Origin of the sequence: Citrobacter sp. Igbk 16 (assembly GCF_028069755.1) — a bacterium.
In the GTDB taxonomy this organism is placed as follows: domain Bacteria; phylum Pseudomonadota; class Gammaproteobacteria; order Enterobacterales; family Enterobacteriaceae; genus Citrobacter.
Map to the genome: position 1 here is coordinate 1 of NZ_JANEWJ010000043.1, position 21,448 is coordinate 21,448.

Genomic DNA, 21,448 nt, shown 5'->3' on the forward strand with positions numbered 1-21,448 from the left:
CCGATCGTTCGTGGTTCTGCTCTGAAAGCGCTGGAAGGCGAAGCAGAGTGGGAAGCGAAAATCATCGAACTGGCTGGCTTCCTGGATTCTTACATCCCGGAACCAGAGCGTGCGATTGACAAGCCGTTCCTGCTGCCTATCGAAGACGTATTCTCCATCTCCGGTCGTGGTACCGTTGTTACCGGTCGTGTAGAACGCGGTATCATCAAAGTTGGTGAAGAAGTTGAAATCGTTGGTATCAAAGAGACTGCCAAGTCTACCTGTACTGGCGTTGAAATGTTCCGCAAACTGCTGGACGAAGGCCGTGCTGGTGAGAACGTTGGTGTTCTGCTGCGTGGTATCAAACGTGAAGAAATCGAACGTGGTCAGGTACTGGCTAAGCCGGGCTCTATCAAGCCGCACACCAAGTTCGAATCTGAAGTTTATATCCTGTCCAAAGACGAAGGCGGCCGTCATACTCCGTTCTTCAAAGGCTACCGTCCGCAGTTCTACTTCCGTACTACTGACGTGACGGGTACCATCGAACTGCCGGAAGGCGTAGAGATGGTAATGCCGGGCGACAACATCAAAATGGTTGTTACCCTGATCCACCCGATCGCGATGGACGACGGTCTGCGTTTCGCAATCCGTGAAGGCGGCCGTACCGTTGGCGCGGGCGTTGTTGCCAAAGTAATGAGCTAATTGCCGATAACATTTGACGCAATGCGCAATAAAAGGGCATCATTTGATGCCCTTTTTGCACGCTTTCACACCAGAACCTGGCTCATCAGTGATTTTTTTTGTCATAATCATTGCTGAGACAGGCTCTGAAGAGGGCGTTTAGTCCGAAACGCACCTGAGCATTTCGGTTTGGATCGCCTCGCTTACGCGGGGTGAAAATGTTTGTAGATACTTCTGACAGGTTGGTTTATGAGTGCGAATACCGAAGCTCAAGGAAGCGGGCGCGGCCTGGAAGCGATGAAGTGGGTTGTTGTCGCTGTATTGCTGCTTGTAGCTATCGTTGGCAACTACCTCTATCGTGACATGATGCTGCCGCTGCGTGCGCTGGCCGTAGTGATTCTGATTGCCGCAGCGGGTGGTGTCGCGCTGTTGACTACAAAAGGTAAAGCGACCGTTGCTTTTGCCCGTGAAGCGAGAACCGAAGTCCGTAAGGTCATTTGGCCAACTCGCCAGGAAACGCTGCACACCACGCTGATCGTTGCTGCGGTCACTGCGGTAATGTCACTGATCCTGTGGGGACTGGATGGTATTCTGGTTCGCCTGGTATCCTTTATCACTGGCCTGAGGTTCTAAGATGTCTGAAGCCCCTAAAAAGCGCTGGTACGTCGTTCAGGCGTTTTCCGGTTTTGAAGGCCGCGTAGCGACCTCGCTGCGTGAGTATATCAAGTTACAAAATATGGAAGAGTTGTTTGGTGAAGTCATGGTACCGACCGAAGAAGTGGTCGAAATCCGTGGCGGCCAGCGTCGCAAAAGCGAGCGTAAATTCTTCCCGGGCTATGTACTGGTCCAGATGGTAATGAATGATGCAAGCTGGCACCTGGTGCGTAGCGTGCCGCGTGTGATGGGCTTTATCGGCGGTACATCTGACCGTCCGGCACCTATCAGCGACAAAGAAGTTGATGCGATCATGAACCGCTTGCAGCAGGTTGGTGATAAGCCACGTCCGAAAACGATGTTTGAGCCAGGTGAAATGGTTCGTGTTAGCGACGGTCCGTTCGCTGACTTTAACGGTGTGGTTGAAGAAGTGGATTACGAGAAGTCTCGTCTGAAAGTTTCCGTGTCTATCTTCGGTCGTGCGACTCCAGTTGAACTGGACTTCGCTCAGGTTGAAAAAGCCTAACACGTCGATCAAAAAAGCGACGATTTAATCGTTGCACAAGGCGCGAGATTGGAATACAATTTCGCGCCTTTTGTTTTTATGGATTCTGTCCGTAAAACGAATTTAATCACGGGGAGCCTCCTTGAGGCGCTATAACCCAACTAGAGGAATTTAGAATGGCTAAGAAAGTCCAAGCCTATGTCAAGCTGCAGGTTGCAGCTGGTATGGCTAACCCGAGCCCGCCGGTAGGTCCAGCACTGGGTCAACAAGGCGTGAACATCATGGAATTCTGCAAAGCGTTCAACGCAAAAACTGATTCCATGGAAAAAGGTCTGCCGATTCCGGTTGTTATCACCGTTTACGCTGACCGTTCTTTCACTTTCGTTACCAAAACGCCTCCGGCAGCAGTACTGCTGAAGAAAGCGGCTGGTATCAAGTCTGGTTCCGGTAAGCCGAACAAAGACAAAGTGGGTAAAATTTCCCGCGCTCAGCTGCAGGAAATCGCGCAGACCAAAGCTGCCGACATGACTGGTTCCGACATTGAAGCGATGACTCGCTCCATCGAAGGTACTGCACGTTCCATGGGCCTGGTAGTGGAGGACTAAGAAATGGCTAAACTGACCAAGCGCATGTCCGTGATCCGTGACAAAGTTGATGCTACTAAACAGTACGATATCAACGAAGCTATCGCTCTGCTGAAAGAGCTGGCCACTGCTAAATTCGTAGAAAGCGTAGACGTTGCCGTTAACCTCGGCATCGACGCACGTAAATCTGACCAGAACGTACGTGGTGCAACTGTACTGCCACACGGTACTGGCCGTTCCGTTCGCGTAGCCGTATTTACCCAGGGCGCAAACGCTGAAGCTGCTAAAGCTGCAGGCGCTGAGCTGGTAGGTATGGAAGATCTGGCTGACCAGATCAAAAAAGGCGAAATGAACTTTGACGTTGTTATTGCTTCCCCGGATGCAATGCGCGTTGTTGGCCAGCTGGGCCAGGTTCTGGGTCCGCGTGGCCTGATGCCAAACCCGAAAGTTGGTACTGTAACGCCGAACGTTGCTGAAGCCGTTAAGAACGCTAAAGCAGGTCAGGTTCGTTACCGTAACGACAAAAACGGCATCATTCACACTACCATCGGTAAAGTGGATTTTGACGCTGACAAACTGAAAGAAAACCTGGAAGCTCTGCTGGTTGCGCTGAAAAAAGCTAAACCGACTCAGGCTAAAGGCGTGTACATCAAGAAAGTTAGCATCTCCACCACCATGGGTGCTGGTGTTGCCGTTGATCAGGCTGGTCTGAGCGCGTCTGCGAACGTCTAAGATTAGCTTTACGTGGGCGGTGATTTTGTCTACAATCTTACCCCCACGTTTCTGTTGAAATAAACAGAACTCTATGCGAGTCATCTGAATTGTAGCAAGGCAGCAATTGAGTGAATCGCCGGTCATGTAGTTAACTACATGACCGGTGTGAGCGAGAGCAGCTAACGCGACTACAGTTCAAAGGACGAAGTCATAGACAAGATTTGTTCGTTGGAGCCTGGCCTATCCAGGCCTCCGTCGAAGACCGCAGGTGTTTCGTCAGAAACTTAATGCCCTGCGTAGACGGTGACAGAACGCTAAGATTATTTCTGATACTCTGGCTTGTTTCTGCTCACCGTATTTAGACGCTCTCTCCGTTGGGGGGAGTGAAGTGAGTTCCGGAACATGAGTTCCGGCAAACATCCAGGAGCAAAGCTAATGGCTTTAAATCTTCAAGACAAACAAGCGATTGTTGCTGAAGTCAGCGAAGTAGCCAAAGGCGCGCTGTCTGCAGTAGTTGCGGATTCCCGTGGCGTAACTGTAGATAAAATGACTGAACTGCGTAAAGCAGGTCGTGAAGCTGGCGTATACATGCGTGTTGTTCGTAACACCCTGCTGCGCCGCGTCGTTGAAGGTACTCAGTTCGAGTGCCTGAAAGACACGTTTGTTGGTCCGACCCTGATTGCATACTCTATGGAACACCCGGGCGCTGCTGCTCGTCTGTTCAAAGAGTTCGCGAAAGCGAATGCAAAATTTGAGGTCAAAGCCGCAGCCTTTGAAGGTGAATTGATCCCGGCATCGCAAATCGATCGCCTGGCAACTCTGCCGACCTACGAAGAAGCAATTGCACGCCTGATGGCAACCATGAAAGAAGCTTCGGCTGGCAAACTGGTTCGTACTCTGGCTGCTGTACGCGATGCGAAAGAAGCTGCTTAATCGCAGTTATCTTACTCAAGCATCTGCTTACGTATAAACTTATTCTGATTTTCAGGAACAATTTAAATGTCTATCACTAAAGATCAAATCATTGAAGCAGTATCCGCTATGTCCGTAATGGACGTTGTAGAACTGATTTCTGCAATGGAAGAAAAATTCGGTGTTTCCGCTGCTGCTGCTGTAGCTGTAGCTGCTGGCCCGGCTGAAGCTGCTGAAGAAAAAACTGAATTCGACGTAATTCTGAAAGCTGCTGGCGCTAACAAAGTTGCTGTTATCAAAGCAGTACGTGGCGCAACTGGCCTGGGTCTGAAAGAAGCTAAAGACCTGGTAGAATCTGCTCCGGCTGCCCTGAAAGAAGGCATCAGCAAAGACGACGCAGAAGCACTGAAAAAATCTCTGGAAGAAGCTGGCGCTGAAGTTGAAGTTAAATAAGCCAACTTTTCTGGTTGCAGCCTAAGAAATTAGGCTGATGGCTGGTGACTTTTTAGTCACCAGCCTTTTTGCGCTGTAAGGCGCCAGTAGCATTTCACACTGTTTGACTACTGCTGTGCCTTTCAATGCTTGTTTCTATCGACGCCTTAATATACTGCGACAGAGCGTCAGTTCTGTGTAAATCGCAATGAAATGGTTTAAGCGTGATAGCAACAGGCATTGCGGAAAGTATTCGATTTTCCGGTCAACAAAATAGTGTTGCACAAACTGTCCCTTCGTCGGACAGATGGGTCGACTTGTCAGCGAGCTGAGGAACCCTAATGGTTTACTCCTATACCGAGAAAAAACGTATTCGTAAGGATTTTGGTAAACGTCCACAAGTGTTGGACATACCTTATCTCCTTTCTATCCAGCTTGACTCGTTTCAGAAGTTCATCGAGCAAGATCCTGAAGGGCAGTATGGTCTGGAAGCAGCTTTCCGTTCCGTTTTCCCGATTCAGAGCTACAGCGGTAATTCCGAGCTGCAATACGTCAGCTACCGCCTTGGCGAACCGGTGTTTGACGTTCAGGAATGTCAGATCCGTGGCGTGACCTATTCCGCACCGCTGCGCGTAAAACTGCGTCTGGTGATCTACGAGCGCGAAGCGCCGGAAGGCACCGTAAAAGACATTAAAGAACAAGAAGTCTACATGGGCGAAATTCCGCTCATGACTGACAACGGTACCTTTGTTATCAACGGTACTGAGCGTGTTATCGTTTCTCAGCTGCACCGTAGTCCTGGCGTCTTCTTTGACTCCGACAAAGGTAAAACCCACTCTTCGGGTAAAGTGCTGTATAACGCGCGCATCATTCCTTACCGTGGTTCCTGGCTGGACTTCGAATTCGATCCGAAGGACAACCTGTTCGTACGTATTGACCGTCGCCGCAAACTGCCAGCGACCATTATTCTGCGTGCACTGAACTACACCACTGAGCAGATTCTGGATCTGTTCTTTGAGAAAGTTGTCTTTGAAATTCGCGACAACAAGCTGCAGATGGAACTGGTGCCGGAACGCCTGCGTGGTGAAACCGCCTCCTTTGACATTGAAGCTAACGGCAAAGTCTACGTCGAAAAAGGTCGTCGCATCACTGCGCGCCACATTCGCCAACTGGAAAAAGACGATATCAAGCATATCGAAGTTCCGGTTGAGTACATTGCGGGTAAAGTTGCGGCTAAAGACTACGTTGACGAATCCACTGGCGAGCTGATCTGCGCAGCTAACATGGAGCTGAGCCTGGATCTGCTGGCTAAGCTGAGCCAGTCTGGTCACAAGCGTATCGAAACGCTGTTCACTAACGATCTGGACCACGGTCCGTACATTTCTGAAACTGTACGTGTCGACCCAACCAACGATCGTCTGAGCGCACTGGTAGAAATCTACCGTATGATGCGTCCTGGTGAGCCGCCGACACGCGAAGCTGCTGAAAGTCTGTTCGAGAACCTGTTCTTCTCCGAAGACCGCTATGACCTGTCTGCGGTTGGTCGTATGAAGTTCAACCGTTCTCTGCTGCGCGACGAAATCGAAGGTTCCGGTATCCTGAGCAAAGACGACATCATTGAAGTGATGAAGAAGCTCATCGATATCCGTAACGGTAAAGGCGAAGTCGATGATATCGACCACCTTGGCAACCGTCGCATCCGTTCCGTAGGCGAAATGGCGGAAAACCAATTCCGCGTTGGCCTGGTACGTGTTGAGCGTGCGGTGAAAGAGCGTCTGTCTCTGGGCGATCTGGATACCCTGATGCCTCAGGATATGATCAACGCCAAGCCGATTTCTGCAGCAGTGAAAGAGTTCTTCGGTTCCAGCCAGCTGTCTCAGTTTATGGACCAGAACAACCCGCTGTCTGAGATTACGCACAAACGTCGTATCTCCGCACTCGGCCCAGGCGGTCTGACCCGTGAACGCGCAGGCTTCGAAGTTCGAGACGTACACCCGACTCACTACGGTCGCGTATGTCCAATCGAAACGCCTGAAGGTCCGAACATCGGTCTGATCAACTCCCTGTCCGTGTATGCACAGACTAACGAATACGGCTTCCTTGAGACTCCGTATCGTAAAGTAACCGACGGTGTTGTAACTGACGAAATTCATTACCTGTCTGCTATTGAAGAAGGCAACTACGTTATCGCTCAGGCGAACTCCAACTTGGATGACGAAGGCCACTTTGTAGAAGATCTGGTTACCTGCCGTAGCAAAGGCGAATCCAGCTTGTTCAGCCGCGACCAGGTTGACTACATGGACGTATCCACCCAGCAGGTGGTTTCCGTCGGTGCGTCCCTGATCCCGTTCCTGGAACACGATGACGCCAACCGTGCATTGATGGGTGCGAACATGCAACGTCAGGCGGTTCCGACTCTGCGTGCTGATAAGCCGCTGGTTGGTACCGGTATGGAACGTGCTGTTGCCGTTGACTCCGGTGTTACTGCAGTTGCTAAGCGTGGCGGTACTGTTCAGTACGTGGATGCTTCCCGTATCGTTATCAAAGTTAACGAAGACGAGATGTACCCGGGCGAAGCAGGTATCGACATCTATAACCTGACCAAATATACCCGTTCTAACCAGAACACCTGTATCAACCAGATGCCATGTGTGTCTCTGGGCGAACCGGTTGAACGTGGTGATGTGCTGGCTGACGGTCCGTCCACCGACCTCGGTGAACTGGCACTGGGTCAGAATATGCGCGTGGCATTCATGCCATGGAACGGTTACAACTTCGAAGACTCCATCCTCGTATCCGAGCGTGTTGTCCAGGAAGACCGTTTCACCACCATCCACATTCAGGAACTGGCCTGTGTGTCCCGTGACACCAAGCTGGGGCCGGAAGAGATCACCGCTGACATCCCGAACGTGGGTGAAGCTGCACTCTCCAAACTGGATGAATCCGGTATCGTTTACATTGGTGCGGAAGTCACCGGTGGCGACATTCTGGTTGGTAAGGTAACGCCGAAAGGTGAAACCCAACTGACGCCAGAAGAGAAGCTGCTGCGTGCAATCTTCGGTGAGAAAGCGTCTGACGTTAAAGACTCTTCTCTGCGCGTGCCAAACGGTGTTTCCGGTACGATTATCGACGTTCAGGTCTTTACTCGCGATGGCGTAGAAAAAGACAAACGTGCGCTGGAAATCGAAGAAATGCAGCTGAAGCAGGCTAAGAAAGACCTGTCTGAAGAACTGCAGATCCTCGAAGCTGGCCTGTTCAGCCGTATCTACGCTGTGCTGGTTGCCGGTGGTGTTGAAGCTGAGAAGCTCGACAAACTGCCACGCGATCGCTGGCTGGAACTCGGCCTGACCGACGAAGAGAAACAAAATCAGCTGGAACAGCTGGCTGAGCAGTACGACGAACTGAAACACGAGTTCGAGAAAAAACTCGAAGCGAAACGCCGTAAAATCACACAGGGCGACGATCTGGCACCGGGCGTGCTGAAGATTGTTAAGGTTTATCTGGCGGTTAAACGTCGGATCCAGCCTGGTGATAAAATGGCAGGTCGTCACGGTAACAAGGGTGTAATTTCTAAGATCAACCCGATCGAAGATATGCCACATGATGCTAACGGTACGCCGGTAGACATCGTACTGAACCCGCTGGGCGTACCATCGCGTATGAACATCGGTCAGATCCTTGAAACCCACCTGGGTATGGCTGCGAAAGGTATCGGCGATAAGATCAACGCCATGCTGAAACAGCAGCAGGAAGTCGCGAAACTGCGCGAATTCATCCAGCGTGCTTACGATCTGGGTTCAGATGTTCGTCAGAAAGTTGACCTGAATACCTTCAGCGATGAAGAAGTTCTGCGTCTGGCTGAAAACCTGAAAAAAGGTATGCCGATCGCAACGCCGGTGTTCGACGGTGCGAAAGAGTCTGAAATCAAGGAACTGTTACAGCTGGGTGGCCTGCCGACTTCCGGTCAGATCACACTGTTCGACGGTCGTACCGGTGAGCAGTTCGAGCGCCAGGTTACCGTTGGCTACATGTACATGCTGAAACTGAACCACCTGGTTGATGACAAGATGCATGCGCGTTCTACCGGTTCTTACAGCCTGGTTACTCAGCAGCCGCTGGGTGGTAAGGCGCAGTTCGGTGGTCAGCGCTTCGGGGAGATGGAAGTGTGGGCGCTTGAAGCATATGGCGCAGCATACACCCTGCAGGAAATGCTCACCGTTAAGTCTGATGACGTGAACGGTCGTACTAAGATGTATAAGAACATCGTGGACGGCAACCATCAGATGGAACCAGGCATGCCAGAATCCTTCAACGTACTGTTGAAAGAGATTCGTTCGCTGGGTATCAACATCGAGCTGGAAGACGAGTAACTCTCGATCAAACAGGTCACTGGTGCTGGCTTAACCGCCAGCGCCAGATTGTGCTAACTCCGACGGGAGCAAATCCGTGAAAGATTTATTAAAGTTTCTGAAAGCGCAGACTAAAACCGAAGAGTTTGATGCGATCAAAATTGCGCTGGCCTCGCCAGACATGATCCGTTCATGGTCTTTCGGTGAAGTTAAGAAGCCGGAAACCATTAACTACCGTACGTTCAAACCTGAGCGTGACGGCCTTTTCTGCGCCCGTATCTTTGGGCCGGTAAAAGACTATGAGTGCCTGTGCGGTAAGTACAAGCGCCTGAAACACCGTGGTGTGATCTGTGAGAAGTGCGGCGTTGAAGTGACCCAGACTAAAGTACGCCGTGAGCGTATGGGCCACATCGAGCTGGCGTCTCCGACTGCTCACATCTGGTTCCTGAAATCTCTGCCGTCCCGTATCGGTCTGCTGCTCGATATGCCACTGCGCGATATCGAACGCGTACTGTACTTCGAATCTTATGTTGTTATCGAAGGCGGTATGACTAACCTGGAACGTCAACAGATCCTGACTGAAGAGCAGTATCTGGACGCGCTGGAAGAGTTCGGTGACGAATTCGACGCGAAGATGGGTGCGGAAGCCATCCAGGCCCTGCTGAAGAGCATGGATCTGGAGCAAGAGTGTGAAACTCTGCGCGAAGAGCTGAACGAAACCAACTCCGAAACCAAGCGTAAGAAGCTGACCAAGCGTATCAAACTGCTGGAAGCATTCGTACAGTCTGGCAACAAGCCAGAGTGGATGATCCTGACCGTTCTGCCGGTTCTGCCGCCAGATCTGCGTCCGCTGGTTCCGCTGGATGGTGGTCGTTTCGCAACCTCAGATCTGAACGATCTGTATCGTCGCGTGATCAACCGTAACAACCGTCTGAAACGTCTGCTGGATCTGGCTGCGCCGGACATCATCGTACGCAACGAAAAACGTATGCTGCAGGAAGCGGTCGACGCCCTGCTGGATAACGGTCGTCGCGGTCGTGCGATCACCGGTTCTAACAAACGTCCTCTGAAATCTTTGGCCGATATGATCAAAGGTAAGCAGGGTCGTTTCCGTCAGAACCTGCTCGGTAAGCGTGTTGACTACTCCGGTCGTTCTGTAATCACCGTAGGTCCATACCTTCGTCTGCATCAGTGCGGTCTGCCGAAGAAAATGGCACTGGAACTGTTCAAACCGTTCATCTACGGCAAACTGGAACTGCGTGGCCTCGCCACCACCATCAAAGCCGCTAAGAAAATGGTTGAGCGTGAAGAAGCTGTCGTTTGGGATATCCTGGACGAAGTTATCCGCGAACACCCGGTACTGCTGAACCGTGCACCAACACTGCACCGTCTGGGTATCCAGGCATTTGAACCGGTACTGATCGAAGGTAAAGCTATCCAGCTGCACCCGCTGGTTTGTGCGGCATATAACGCCGACTTCGATGGTGACCAGATGGCTGTTCACGTACCGCTGACGCTGGAAGCCCAGCTCGAAGCGCGTGCGCTGATGATGTCTACCAACAACATCCTGTCCCCAGCGAACGGCGAACCAATCATCGTTCCGTCTCAGGATGTTGTATTGGGTCTGTACTACATGACCCGTGACTGTGTTAACGCCAAAGGCGAAGGCATGGTGCTGACTGGCCCGAAAGAAGCTGAGCGTATTTATCGCGCAGGTCTGGCCTCTCTGCATGCGCGCGTTAAAGTGCGTATCACCGAATACGAAAAAGATGAAAACGGCGAATTCGTTGCGAAAACCAGCCTGAAAGACACGACCGTTGGCCGTGCCATTCTGTGGATGATCGTACCGAAAGGTCTGCCTTTCTCCATCGTCAACCAGGCGCTGGGCAAGAAAGCTATCTCCAAAATGCTGAACACCTGTTACCGCATTCTGGGCCTGAAGCCGACCGTTATCTTCGCTGACCAGACAATGTACACCGGCTTTGCTTATGCAGCGCGTTCAGGTGCATCTGTTGGTATTGATGACATGGTCATCCCAGAGAAGAAACATGAGATCATCTCTGAAGCAGAAGCTGAAGTTGCTGAGATCCAGGAGCAGTTCCAGTCTGGTCTGGTAACCGCGGGCGAACGCTATAACAAAGTTATCGATATCTGGGCTGCGGCGAACGATCGTGTATCCAAAGCGATGATGGATAACCTGCAAACTGAAACCGTTATTAACCGTGACGGCGTAGAAGAGCAGCAGGTTTCCTTCAACAGCATCTACATGATGGCCGACTCCGGTGCGCGTGGTTCTGCAGCACAGATTCGTCAGCTGGCAGGTATGCGTGGTCTGATGGCGAAGCCAGATGGCTCCATCATCGAAACGCCAATCACCGCGAACTTCCGTGAAGGTCTGAACGTACTCCAGTACTTCATCTCCACGCACGGTGCGCGTAAAGGTCTGGCGGATACCGCACTGAAAACAGCGAACTCCGGTTATCTGACTCGTCGTCTGGTTGACGTCGCGCAGGATCTGGTCGTTACTGAAGACGATTGTGGCACGCTGGAAGGCATCACCATGACCCCGGTTATCGAGGGTGGTGACGTTAAAGAGCCGCTGCGCGATCGCGTTCTGGGTCGTGTGACTGCTGAAGACGTTCTGAAGCCGGGTACGGCGGATATTCTGGTTCCTCGCAATACGCTGCTGCACGAACAGTGGTGTGACCTGCTGGAAGAGAACTCCGTTGACTCCGTCAAGGTACGTTCCGTTGTATCCTGTGACACCGACTTTGGTGTATGTGCGCACTGCTACGGTCGTGACCTGGCGCGTGGCCACATCATCAACAAAGGTGAAGCAATCGGTGTTATCGCGGCACAGTCCATCGGTGAACCGGGTACACAGCTGACAATGCGTACGTTCCACATCGGTGGTGCGGCATCTCGTGCGGCTGCTGAATCCAGCATCCAGGTGAAAAACAAAGGTAGCATCCGTCTGAGCAATGCGAAGTCGGTTGTGAACTCCAGCGGTAAACTGGTTATCACCTCACGTAACACCGAACTGAAACTGATCGACGAATTCGGCCGTACCAAAGAAAGCTATAAAGTGCCTTACGGCTCTGTTATGGCGAAAGGTGATGGCGAACAGGTTGCTGGCGGCGAAACCGTAGCAAACTGGGATCCGCATACCATGCCGGTTATCACCGAAGTGAGTGGTTTCGTCCGCTTCACCGACATGATCGACGGCCAGACCATTACTCGTCAGACCGACGAGCTGACCGGTCTGTCTTCGCTGGTGGTTCTGGATTCTGCAGAGCGTACTGCGGGTGGTAAAGACCTGCGTCCGGCACTGAAAATTGTTGATGCTCAGGGCAACGACGTTCTGATCCCCGGCACCGATATGCCTGCTCAGTACTTCCTGCCGGGTAAAGCGATTGTTCAGCTGGAAGATGGCGTACAGATCAGTTCTGGTGACACCCTGGCGCGTGTTCCGCAGGAATCCGGCGGTACCAAGGATATCACCGGTGGTCTGCCTCGCGTTGCGGATCTGTTCGAAGCCCGTCGTCCGAAAGAGCCGGCTATCCTGGCAGAAATCAGCGGCATCATTTCCTTCGGTAAAGAAACCAAAGGGAAACGTCGTCTGGTTATCACTCCGGTAGATGGCAGCGAACCGTACGAAGAGATGATTCCGAAATGGCGTCAGCTCAACGTGTTCGAAGGTGAACGTGTAGAACGTGGTGACGTAGTTTCCGACGGTCCGGAAGCGCCGCACGATATCCTGCGTCTGCGTGGTGTGCATGCTGTAACTCGTTACATCGTTAACGAAGTTCAGGACGTATACCGTCTGCAGGGTGTTAAGATTAACGATAAACACATCGAAGTTATCGTTCGTCAGATGCTGCGTAAAGCCACCATCGAAAATGCGGGTAGCTCCGACTTCCTCGAAGGCGAGCAGGTTGAATACTCTCGCGTCAAGATCGCTAACCGCGAGCTGGAAGCGAACGGCAAAGTGGGTGCAACATTCTCCCGCGATCTGCTGGGTATTACCAAAGCGTCTCTGGCAACCGAGTCCTTCATCTCTGCAGCATCGTTCCAGGAAACCACGCGTGTCCTGACCGAAGCGGCCGTTGCGGGCAAACGTGATGAACTGCGCGGTCTGAAAGAGAACGTCATCGTGGGTCGTCTGATCCCGGCTGGTACCGGTTATGCGTACCACCAGGATCGTATGCGCCGCCGCGCAGCAGGCGAACTGCCAGCTGCACCGCAGGTCACTGCTGAAGATGCTTCTGCCAGCCTGGCAGAGCTGTTGAACGCAGGTCTGGGCGGTTCTGATAACGATTAATCGTTGTTGACCCTAATAAAAAAACCCGCTTCGGCGGGTTTTTTTATATCTATGTTTATGCCTGGCGGCGCTGCGCTTATCAGGCCTAAGAAGCCATTCGGTAGCACCATTAATTTACTGGCGGTAAGCGCCGATAAAGTTCAATCATGTCGCCCGCCAGATCCTGAATCACCATCGCGTTCATCAAATGGTCCTGCGAATGGACGGTGATGAGATTGACCGGTAACTTTCCCGTACCTTCGTCTATACCGATAAGTTGGGTCTGAATTTTATGCGCTTGTTTAACGAACTCGCGTGATTCCGTCATCGCTTGTTCTGCACCCGTGAAATCACCTTTACGCGCCAGTTGCAGCGCTGTGAGGGCCTGGCTGCGGGCAGCACCCGCATTCACGAGTAATTCCATGATGATTGTTTCTAACTCTTCCATGCCATTACTCCAGTAACTTCAGTGCTTTATCCAGTACGGCATCACCTTTCATCATGCCGTAATCCATCATATCGATAACGGCGACCTTTTTGCCTAGCGGGTCGGCAAGCGCCTGAAGTTTGGCCTGTTCATACTTAACCTGCGGACCGAGTAAAACAATATCTGCAGTGGCGATATTTTCTTCAAATTCAGCCACCGGGACTGCTTTGATAGCCACATCGACGCCTTTTTTCTGGGCGGCATCTTTCATCCTTTGCACCAGCATGCTGGTGGACATCCCAGCGGCACAGCATAAAACGATGTTTTTCATAGTGAGTCTCGATCAACGGGTATTTATTGATAATTATCTCGTGCGGGCAACAGCAACAACCGCTTTGCGACGATTGTGTGTCTGGCATCACAAAGAAATGCCATTTTTTCTGAAACCGGTTACAAGCGGGGCTCTGGCCGGCCTGGTCTGACCCAAAAAGCAGTTTTTCCCATAGTGTTCAGGCGTAGATATTAATAATTACTGTCAATAAAGACATGTTATTAAAAACAGTATTGACACTGTTTTTTAAACCCGTATGTTAATACTTAACAGCGGAGAAATAGTCATTTGCTGTTAAATTAGTAAGTGTTAGTAGCGTTTGATAGGGGGTTGCGATAAGGGCCACGAAATATTCTGTTGTATGGGGTAGTCGATGCTGAAGTTATTATCTTTGCACATCGACAATGTTTTCAGGCTCTGTAGTTGATTTATCTAATCGCAAAGTAGTAAAGAAAGTGCGACGATGTAAGGCCATGATTTAATAGTTAATGTTGGCAGGTTTCTTTTATAAGAGCTTGCAAGGGAAGCAAGGCCACGCATCAAAGAGTATATGTCGCAAGGGGAAGTGTACTTGTTTAGGTCGCCATTCTTGAGTTTTATTATCAAGTTGGCTGGGTTTATTTAACGATAAATAGAGGAAAGTGTTAGTTAGTATCAGCATCCAATATTATCTGTGATAAACGTGTACATTTAAAATGTAGTATCAACAGCAGTACAAAATTGTTAAGTCTATTAATGTTAAATCTGAAGTTTGTAGTAACTTAAAGCCCTGGCTGCAACGGTCAGGGCTTTTATTATTTATACATCAATACGTTACCTTTCCGCACAGACGCACTGGCTCAACATTTCACCTGTTGATGGATATTAAATAAATTAATGCTTGCATAATGATTAGAAGCAAGTCTACTATAATGGCATCGGTTTGGAACACAGACCTTATGTAAGCAGTTTTAGTAAAGCAGTTCTCAGTTCAAGCGTTATCCTCAGATACTCTTCATCGTGAGCCTCCTCCTAAGTGCCCCATAAGTTAATTTCTGCAAAACAGGCCATCTTCGCTGCATAAGCGGCTCAAAACATGAAAGGAAGTATCTATGTCTAACAAAATGACTGGTTTAGTAAAATGGTTTAACCCTGAGAAAGGCTTTGGCTTTATCACTCCTCAGGACGGTGGCAAAGATGTATTTGTGCATTTTTCAGCCATCCAGAGCAACGATTTTAAAACCTTAGACGAAGGTCAAAAAGTGGAATTCTCTGTTGAGAACGGCGCTAAAGGTCCGTCTGCTGTTAACGTTATCGCGCTGTAATTGCCGATAATCCCACGAGCACTTGCGATAGCGATGAAGGCCAGAGCCTGAGCAGATAAGTGTCAGTGAATAAAAAACCCGCGTAAGCGGGTTTTTTCGTTTATGCGGTCTCCTCAGATTTACGACACCTGAGACGTCCTTCCCAGATAACTGTCCCAGTCTTTCCACACGGGTTGTAATCCCTGTGCAATCAATGCGTCAGCGACAGTTTCCGGGCGACGATCGTCGTGCGGAGAGAACTGTTCCAGTTCAGGATGGTTATCAGCATACCCACCGGGTTGCGTTTTCGAGAAAGCACTGACGTTGTTGATCGCCAGCGGGATCACATGGTCACGGAACCACGGAGACTCACGGGTGGAAAGCGACAGTTCAATTTCCGGCGACAGCAAGCGAAATGCACAAATGATTTGCACCAACTGGCGTTCATCCATAATTGACGCTGGCTCTACACCTCCGGTACACGGACGTAGTCTCGGGAAGGAGATGGAGTAACGACTCTGCCAGTAATGTTGCTGCATCCACAGCAAATGCTCGGCGACCATATAACAATCAACCCGCCAGCTATCGGACAAACCAATCAACGCTCCCAGGCCGATTTTATCGATGCCAGCGCGCCCCAGTCTGTCTGGCGTGTCCAGCCTCCAGAAGAAATCCTGTTTTTTCCCTTTCAGATGGTGCCGGGCATAAACTGCTTCATGGTAGCTCTCCTGATACACCATTACTCCATCCAGTCCCAGCGCCTTCAGTTCCGCATATTCAGCCTCTGACAGCGGCTGTACTTCCATCTGTAATGAGGCGAACTGGCGGCGAATAGCGGGTAAATGGCGACGAAAGTAATCCATACCGACTTTGGCCTGATGTTCGCCAGTGACCAACAGGAGGTGCTCGAAACCCAGCTCGCGGATGGCCGCGCACTCCCGGCTAATCTCATCTTCGTCCAGTGTTTTGCGCTTAATACGGTTACTCATAGAGAAGCCGCAGTAGGTACAGTCATTGGCACACAGATTAGAGAGATACAGCGGGACGTAAAAACTGACGGTGTTGCCAAAGCGCTGGCGAGTAAGTTTCTGCGCCCGCTGCGCCAGCGGCTCCAGATAGGCGGCGGCGGCAGGGGAGAGCAAGGCCATCAAGTCATCGCGTGTGAGTTGCGAGGCATTGATAGCCCGTTCCACATCTGCAGCGGTTTTACTGTGGATGCGCAGGCGGATGTCGTCCCAGTCCAGTTGTCGCCAGCGATCGGCGAAAGTTTTCATGAGAAGGCCTCCAGAAATCCGGTTAACGGGCTGGTGGGACTTGCCTGCGAACTTTTGCTTCCTGGTACTGCCTGGCGTGCCAGCAAGCCAGCTTCAACGGCCAGACGGAAGGCGGTTGCCATCATCACCGGATCGTCAGCCACGGCAATGGCTGTGTTGACCAGCACCGCATCGGCCCCCATCTCCAGCGCCTGCGTAGCGTGGCTCGGAACACCGATGCCTGCATCAACCACCACCGGAACGGTCGCCTGCTGGATAATAATCTCCAGCATCGCGCGGGTTTCCAGCCCCTGATTAGAACCGATGGGCGCGCCTAGCGGCATTACCGCAGCACAACCAACCTCCTCCAGCCGTTTACACAGTACCGGGTCCGCGCTGCAGTAGGGCAGTACTACAAAGCCCTGCTTTACCAGTGCTTCGGCGGCTTTCAGGGTTTCGATAGGGTCCGGCAGTAGCCAGCGTGCGTCAGGGTGGATTTCCAGCTTCAGCCAGCGTGTCCCTAGCGCTTCACGTGCCAGTTGGGCGGCAAAGATAGCTTCTTCTGCCGTTTTGGCCCCTGAAGTGTTAGGCAGAAGTGTGACGCCGGCTTCGATAAGCGGTGTCAGAATCGCGTCGTTGTGTTGTCGTAGATCCACGCGTTTCATTGCCAGCGTCACCAACTGGCTACCGGAGGCGCGAATGGCATCGACCATCAGCTGTGATGAGGCGAATTTCCCGGTGCCAGTAAACAGATGTGAATCAAACGTTTTGTCGGCAATACGTAACATATCAACCCCCTGCAATGACCTGAAAAAGCAGGATCTGGTCGCCTTCCTGCACGATTTGCTGTTGCCACTGCTCACGTGGCAGGATCTGCTGGTTTAGTGCCAGCGCCATTCCCGGTTTATGCTGATTAAGCTGTGTCAGCAGTTCGCTGATGGTTTGCCCCTCGGCGCACTGCATTGGCTCATCATTGAACTGAATCTGCATGTTGCCCTCCACAGACCGGGCAACCGCTGGCACGGCGCAGCGCCAGGCTACGCCACTGGCTGGTTTTGCCATCAAACAGACGCAACTCTCCGGCTGGGGTTTCAATTCCGCTGAGTAATTTGATTGCTTCCAGAGCCTGCAAGGTTCCCATTACCCCGACGATCGGGCCCACAATGCCTGCAGTGCGGCAGTTGCGCTCTGGCTCCGCATCATCCGGCCACAGGCAGCGATAACACCCCTGTTCCCAGGGCGGAGTCAGCACCATTAATTGGCCGCCGAAACCGACGGCACTTGCGGTAATGAGTGGCGTATTTAGTGCCACGCAGGCGGCGTTAATCTGCTGGCGAGTTGCCATGTTGTCTGTGCAGTCGAGCACCACGTCGGCACGTGCTACAGCATGCCTGAGCGCATCACCTTGCAGGCGTTGCTGGAGCGCTACCACGTCGATATCCGGGTTGAGGCGGGTAAGCCGCTGCTGTGCGACTTGTGATTTGGCGCGGGCGATATCATCCGTGGTAAACAGGATCTGGCGTTGCAGATTACTCAGATGAATATCGTCATCGTCGACCAGCGTCAGCTTGCCGACGCCCGCACCTGCCAGATATAGTGCGGCAGGCGAACCTAGCCCACCTAACCCGACAATCAGCACATGGCTGTCGATCAGCTTTTGCTGGCCTTCAATCGCGATATCGCCAAGCAGGATCTGCCGGCTATAGCGCATAAAGTCGCGGTCATTCATCGCCCGCTCCTGCAATCGCCAACAACTGTGTCGTGGCATCGTGCCAGTCCGTTGCCTGGGCGATGGCGCTGACGACAGCAATGCTGCCGACGCCGGTACCCAGTACCGCAGGCGCGCGCTCAAGGCTGATGCCACCAATCGCGACGGTAGGGTAATCAGCCAGCCGCTCAATATGATGTGCCAGTTGTGCCAGACCCTGTGGGGCTGAAGGCATCTGCTTGGTTTGCGTGGGGAAGACATGACCCAGCGCGATATAAGAAGGGCGAGCCGCCAGCGCCACATCAATCTCCATATCATCGTGAGTCGAAACACCAAGGCGCAATCCCGCCGCCTGAATCGCTTTCAGGTCGGTGGTTTCGAGGTCTTCCTGCCCCAGATGTACCCCATACGCGTTGTGTTTAACAGCCAGTCGCCAGTAATCGTTGATAAACAGGCGAGCATCATAACGACGCCCCAGCGCGATAGCGGCAACAACGTCTTCTTCGACCTCTTCATCATGTTTGTCTTTGATACGCAACTGGATAGTACGCACGCCTGCCCCCAGCAGACGCTCAATCCACTCGACGCTATCTACGACCGGGTAAAGCCCGAGGCGGAATGGCACGGAGGGAAAATCAGGCTGGTACATTACGCCTCCTCTTTTTTGAGGTAGATTTCACCGCCTTTGGCGCGGAAGTTTTCGGACATGTCCGCCATCCCCACTTCGATAGTCTGTGCAGCGGCGTAGTCCCGCACTTCCTGGCTGATTTTCATCGAACAGAACTTCGGCCCGCACATGGAGCAGAAGTGAGCTACTTTCCCGGACTCCTGCGGCAGGGTTTCGTCGTGGTAAGCGCGAGCAGTGAACGGGTCGAGCGCCAGATTAAACTGGTCTTCCCAACGGAATTCGAAGCGTGCTTTTGACATAGCGTTATCACGGATCTGCGCACCCGGATGCCCTTTGGCCAAATCAGCAGCATGTGCGGCAATCTTGTAGGTGATAAGACCCTGTTTCACATCTTCTTTATTGGGCAGACCAAGGTGTTCTTTTGGTGTTACGTAGCAGAGCATGGCACAGCCAAACCAGCCAATCATCGCCGCACCAATGCCTGACGTGAAGTGGTCATAGCCTGGCGCAATATCGGTGGTTAGCGGCCCTAAGGTATAGAACGGTGCTTCGTGGCAGTGTTCCAGCTCTTCGGTCATGTTGCGCTGGATCATATGCATTGGCACATGACCTGGGCCTTCAATCATCACCTGCACGTCATATTCCCAGGCTATTTTGGTCAGTTCACCCAGCGTATGTAGCTCAGAGAACTGTGCTTCGTCGTTGGCATCCTGAATCGAGCCTGGACGCAGGCCGTCGCCCAGCGACAGAGAAACGTCATAGGCGGCGCAGATTTCACAGATCTCGCGGAAGTGCTCAAACAGAAAGTTCTCTTTGTGATGGGAGAGGCACCACTTCGCCATAATAGAACCACCGCGCGAGACAATACCGGTCAAACGCTTGGCGGTCATCGGCACATAGCGCAGCAGTACGCCTGCATGAATGGTGAAATAGTCAACGCCCTGTTCAGCCTGCTCCAGCAGCGTATCGCGGAAGGCTTCCCAGGTGAGATCTTCGGCGATCCCGTTGACCTTTTCCAGTGCCTGGTAGATCGGTACAGTACCAATTGGCACCGGGCTGTTACGCAGGATCCACTCGCGGGTTTCATGGATATAGCGGCCGGTCGACAGGTCCATTACCGTATCGGCACCCCAACGGGTAGACCACACCAGTTTTTCGACCTCCTCTTCGATGGAGGAGGTGACTGCTGAATTACCGATGTTGGCATTCACCTTCACCAGGAAATTACGACCGATAATCATCGGTTCTGATTCCGGGTGGTTGATGTTGGCTGGAATAATGGCACGCCCGGCAGCGACCTCGTCACGCACGAATTCCGGCGTGATGTTTTCTGGCAGGCGTGCACCAAAGTTTATCCCCGGATGCTGGTGGCGTAATACTTCACTGCGAATACGCTCACGGCCCATGTTTTCGCGGATGGCGATAAACTCCATCTCTGGGGTAACGATCCCCTGGCGAGCATAGTGTAGCTGGGTCACACGCTTACCAGCCTTGGCACGTTTTGGCGTCAGCAGACCCGTAAAACGCAGTTCATCAAGGCCATCATCGGCCAGGCGCTCTTTAGTGTAAGCCGAGCTGCGGTCATCTAACTCTTCGCTATCATTGCGCGCCGTAATCCACGCCTGGCGTAGTTTTGCCAGACCCTGTTGTACGTTAATTGCCACGTCAGGGTCGCCATACGGACCGGAGGTGTCGTAAACCGGAACGGCTTCATTCTCTTCAAATTGAGGATTGTCTTTCGTGCCGCCAGTTAGCGTTGGGCTAAGCTGAATTTCGCGCATCGGGATGCGGATATCCGGCTGCGAACCGGTGATATAGATGCGTTTTGAGTTAGGAAAGGCGGTCCCTTCCAGGGTATCGATAAAGTGTTGGGCTTGAGCGCGCTGTTCGCGGCGTGATGGTTTAGTAGTGGCAGACATAGCTCATTCCAAATAAAAGTAAGGATATGGCTTGTCAGACGACGGATGAAGCAAGAGAGAAGCTCGCCCGGGGGCGATGCTATTGCAGATTGACTCTTGTTCCCTTCGCAGGTTTTAACCTGATCAGGTTCCGCGGATCCCGAATTAACGGTCTCAGCCTTTTCCACTCATGCTGTTGTGGAAAATAAGCACTCCGACAAGAAGTAACCTCAGTAAAGAGGTAATGAATGTAAACTACGCGTTAATGCCGCAAATCTCAAGCATGACGTTTGAGCGCGTCGCTGTCGTGCATGGCGTCAAATACCAGCATAATCAGCTTATCTTCCAGCACGAATCGTGCTTCCAGTGCTTCGCCGAGATCCGATAACACGCTTTGAAATTCAAGGAAGTTATCATGATCGATGGCTGTTTCCAGGCTGGAATCGTAGTAGTCCATAATCTGCTGTGTATTGGCTTCCAGCAGTGGCCAAATTTTAGTGGCTTTTAAAAGCTGCCCGTTTCCTTCCAATTTATGGAGAATACGTTCATAAATACTGAAGTGTCCGGTGGAGAGGTAATCGACCAGGCTTTGACAAAAATCATCCAGCGCTTTTTCATTGAGTCGCATGTACGATTCTTTGCCAGGCTTAATGCCAACCAGATTGTAGTAAGCCACGAGCAGGTGCTTACGTACATGTAGCCAGCGATCAACCAGTTTATTACTTCCTCTGACGTGTTCCGTCAGGCTTTCCAGCTGGTTTAGCATGATTGACTCCGCAAGATGGTGTTAAAAACTGCTCACCCGTAAAT

19 protein-coding genes and 1 riboswitch are annotated in these 21,448 nt (G+C 51.8%); of the genes, 10 read left to right on the forward strand and 9 right to left on the reverse strand.

What is annotated here, in order from left to right; translation table 11 throughout:
- From NNO03_RS20645 to rpoC, 9 genes are all read left to right on the forward strand, one after another.
- Window positions 1–681, forward strand: a 681-nt coding sequence (locus NNO03_RS20645; protein ID WP_271450394.1) for an EF-Tu/IF-2/RF-3 family GTPase, incomplete at its 5' end; no start/stop codon positions are given.
- Between the two features lie 228 nt (window positions 682–909).
- Window positions 910–1,293, forward strand: a complete 384-nt coding sequence (gene secE / locus NNO03_RS20650; protein ID WP_003033128.1) for a preprotein translocase subunit SecE — start codon at window positions 910–912, stop codon at window positions 1,291–1,293.
- 1 nt (window position 1,294) lies between these two features.
- Window positions 1,295–1,840, forward strand: coding sequence for a transcription termination/antitermination protein NusG (gene nusG, locus NNO03_RS20655; RefSeq protein WP_003033125.1), 546 nt, complete (start codon window positions 1,295–1,297; stop codon window positions 1,838–1,840).
- A gap of 155 nt (window positions 1,841–1,995) precedes the next feature.
- Window positions 1,996–2,424 (forward strand): 50S ribosomal protein L11, encoded by a 429-nt coding sequence (rplK, locus tag NNO03_RS20660; RefSeq protein ID WP_003033122.1) that lies wholly within the window; start codon window positions 1,996–1,998, stop codon window positions 2,422–2,424.
- Window positions 2,425–2,427: 3 nt separating this feature from the next.
- Complete coding sequence (gene rplA, locus NNO03_RS20665; RefSeq protein ID WP_198907431.1) at window positions 2,428–3,135, forward strand: 50S ribosomal protein L1; 708 nt, start codon at window positions 2,428–2,430, stop codon at window positions 3,133–3,135.
- A 417-nt stretch (window positions 3,136–3,552) separates the two neighbouring features.
- Window positions 3,553–4,050 (forward strand): 50S ribosomal protein L10, encoded by a 498-nt coding sequence (rplJ, locus tag NNO03_RS20670; RefSeq protein WP_001207203.1) that lies wholly within the window; start codon window positions 3,553–3,555, stop codon window positions 4,048–4,050.
- Window positions 4,051–4,116: 66 nt separating this feature from the next.
- Window positions 4,117–4,482, forward strand: a complete 366-nt coding sequence (gene rplL / locus NNO03_RS20675) for a 50S ribosomal protein L7/L12 (RefSeq protein ID WP_003033114.1) — start codon at window positions 4,117–4,119, stop codon at window positions 4,480–4,482.
- Between the two features lie 320 nt (window positions 4,483–4,802).
- The gene (gene rpoB / locus NNO03_RS20680; RefSeq protein ID WP_199948064.1) at window positions 4,803–8,831 is read left to right on the forward strand and encodes a DNA-directed RNA polymerase subunit beta; all 4,029 of its coding nucleotides are present in this window, start codon (window positions 4,803–4,805) and stop codon (window positions 8,829–8,831) included.
- Window positions 8,832–8,907: 76 nt separating this feature from the next.
- Complete coding sequence (gene rpoC, locus NNO03_RS20685) at window positions 8,908–13,131, forward strand: DNA-directed RNA polymerase subunit beta' (RefSeq protein WP_005132891.1); 4,224 nt, start codon at window positions 8,908–8,910, stop codon at window positions 13,129–13,131.
- Window positions 13,132–13,240: 109 nt separating this feature from the next.
- Here rpoC and NNO03_RS20690 read toward each other — a convergent pair whose 3' ends face one another.
- Together NNO03_RS20690 and NNO03_RS20695 are read right to left on the reverse strand one after the other, a co-directional pair.
- Window positions 13,241–13,558, reverse strand: coding sequence for a PTS lactose/cellobiose transporter subunit IIA (locus NNO03_RS20690; RefSeq protein ID WP_137383233.1), 318 nt, complete (start codon window positions 13,556–13,558; stop codon window positions 13,241–13,243).
- Window positions 13,559–13,562: 4 nt separating this feature from the next.
- A complete protein-coding gene (locus NNO03_RS20695; protein WP_271450395.1) occupies window positions 13,563–13,868 on the reverse strand; it encodes a PTS sugar transporter subunit IIB in 306 nt (101 codons plus the stop codon).
- A gap of 1,091 nt (window positions 13,869–14,959) precedes the next feature.
- On the opposite strand from NNO03_RS20695, the gene cspA reads away from it, so the two are divergent.
- Window positions 14,960–15,172, forward strand: coding sequence for an RNA chaperone/antiterminator CspA (gene cspA, locus NNO03_RS20700; protein WP_271442056.1), 213 nt, complete (start codon window positions 14,960–14,962; stop codon window positions 15,170–15,172).
- A 119-nt stretch (window positions 15,173–15,291) separates the two neighbouring features.
- Here the strand turns inward: cspA and thiH are convergent, their stop codons facing one another.
- The 7 genes from thiH to rsd all read right to left on the reverse strand — a co-directional run bounded on the left by thiH (window position 15,292) and on the right by rsd (window position 21,404).
- Entirely contained in the window at window positions 15,292–16,425 is a 1,134-nt protein-coding gene (gene thiH / locus NNO03_RS20705; RefSeq protein ID WP_271450396.1) for a 2-iminoacetate synthase ThiH, read from the reverse strand.
- A complete protein-coding gene (thiG, locus tag NNO03_RS20710; protein WP_271442058.1) occupies window positions 16,422–17,192 on the reverse strand; it encodes a thiazole synthase in 771 nt (256 codons plus the stop codon). Before thiG ends, thiH begins: the two co-directional genes overlap by 4 nt.
- Before the next feature lies 1 nt (window position 17,193).
- Window positions 17,194–17,394 (reverse strand): sulfur carrier protein ThiS, encoded by a 201-nt coding sequence (gene thiS, locus NNO03_RS20715; RefSeq protein WP_202037215.1) that lies wholly within the window; start codon window positions 17,392–17,394, stop codon window positions 17,194–17,196.
- A complete protein-coding gene (gene thiF / locus NNO03_RS20720; protein WP_271450397.1) occupies window positions 17,375–18,133 on the reverse strand; it encodes a thiazole biosynthesis adenylyltransferase ThiF in 759 nt (252 codons plus the stop codon). The genes thiS and thiF overlap by 20 nt, the downstream gene beginning before the upstream one ends.
- Window positions 18,126–18,761 carry a thiamine phosphate synthase gene (gene thiE / locus NNO03_RS20725; protein ID WP_271450398.1) on the reverse strand — a complete coding sequence of 212 codons (636 nt, stop codon included), beginning with the start codon at window positions 18,759–18,761 and terminating at the stop codon, window positions 18,126–18,128. Before thiE ends, thiF begins: the two co-directional genes overlap by 8 nt.
- The gene (thiC, locus tag NNO03_RS20730; protein ID WP_271450399.1) at window positions 18,761–20,659 is read right to left on the reverse strand and encodes a phosphomethylpyrimidine synthase ThiC; all 1,899 of its coding nucleotides are present in this window, start codon (window positions 20,657–20,659) and stop codon (window positions 18,761–18,763) included. The genes thiE and thiC overlap by 1 nt, the downstream gene beginning before the upstream one ends.
- Window positions 20,660–20,742: 83 nt before the next feature.
- A riboswitch (TPP riboswitch) is annotated at window positions 20,743–20,865 on the reverse strand.
- A gap of 50 nt (window positions 20,866–20,915) precedes the next feature.
- Window positions 20,916–21,404 (reverse strand): sigma D regulator, encoded by a 489-nt coding sequence (rsd, locus tag NNO03_RS20735; protein WP_271450400.1) that lies wholly within the window; start codon window positions 21,402–21,404, stop codon window positions 20,916–20,918.
- Between the last annotated feature and the right edge of the window lie 44 nt (window positions 21,405–21,448).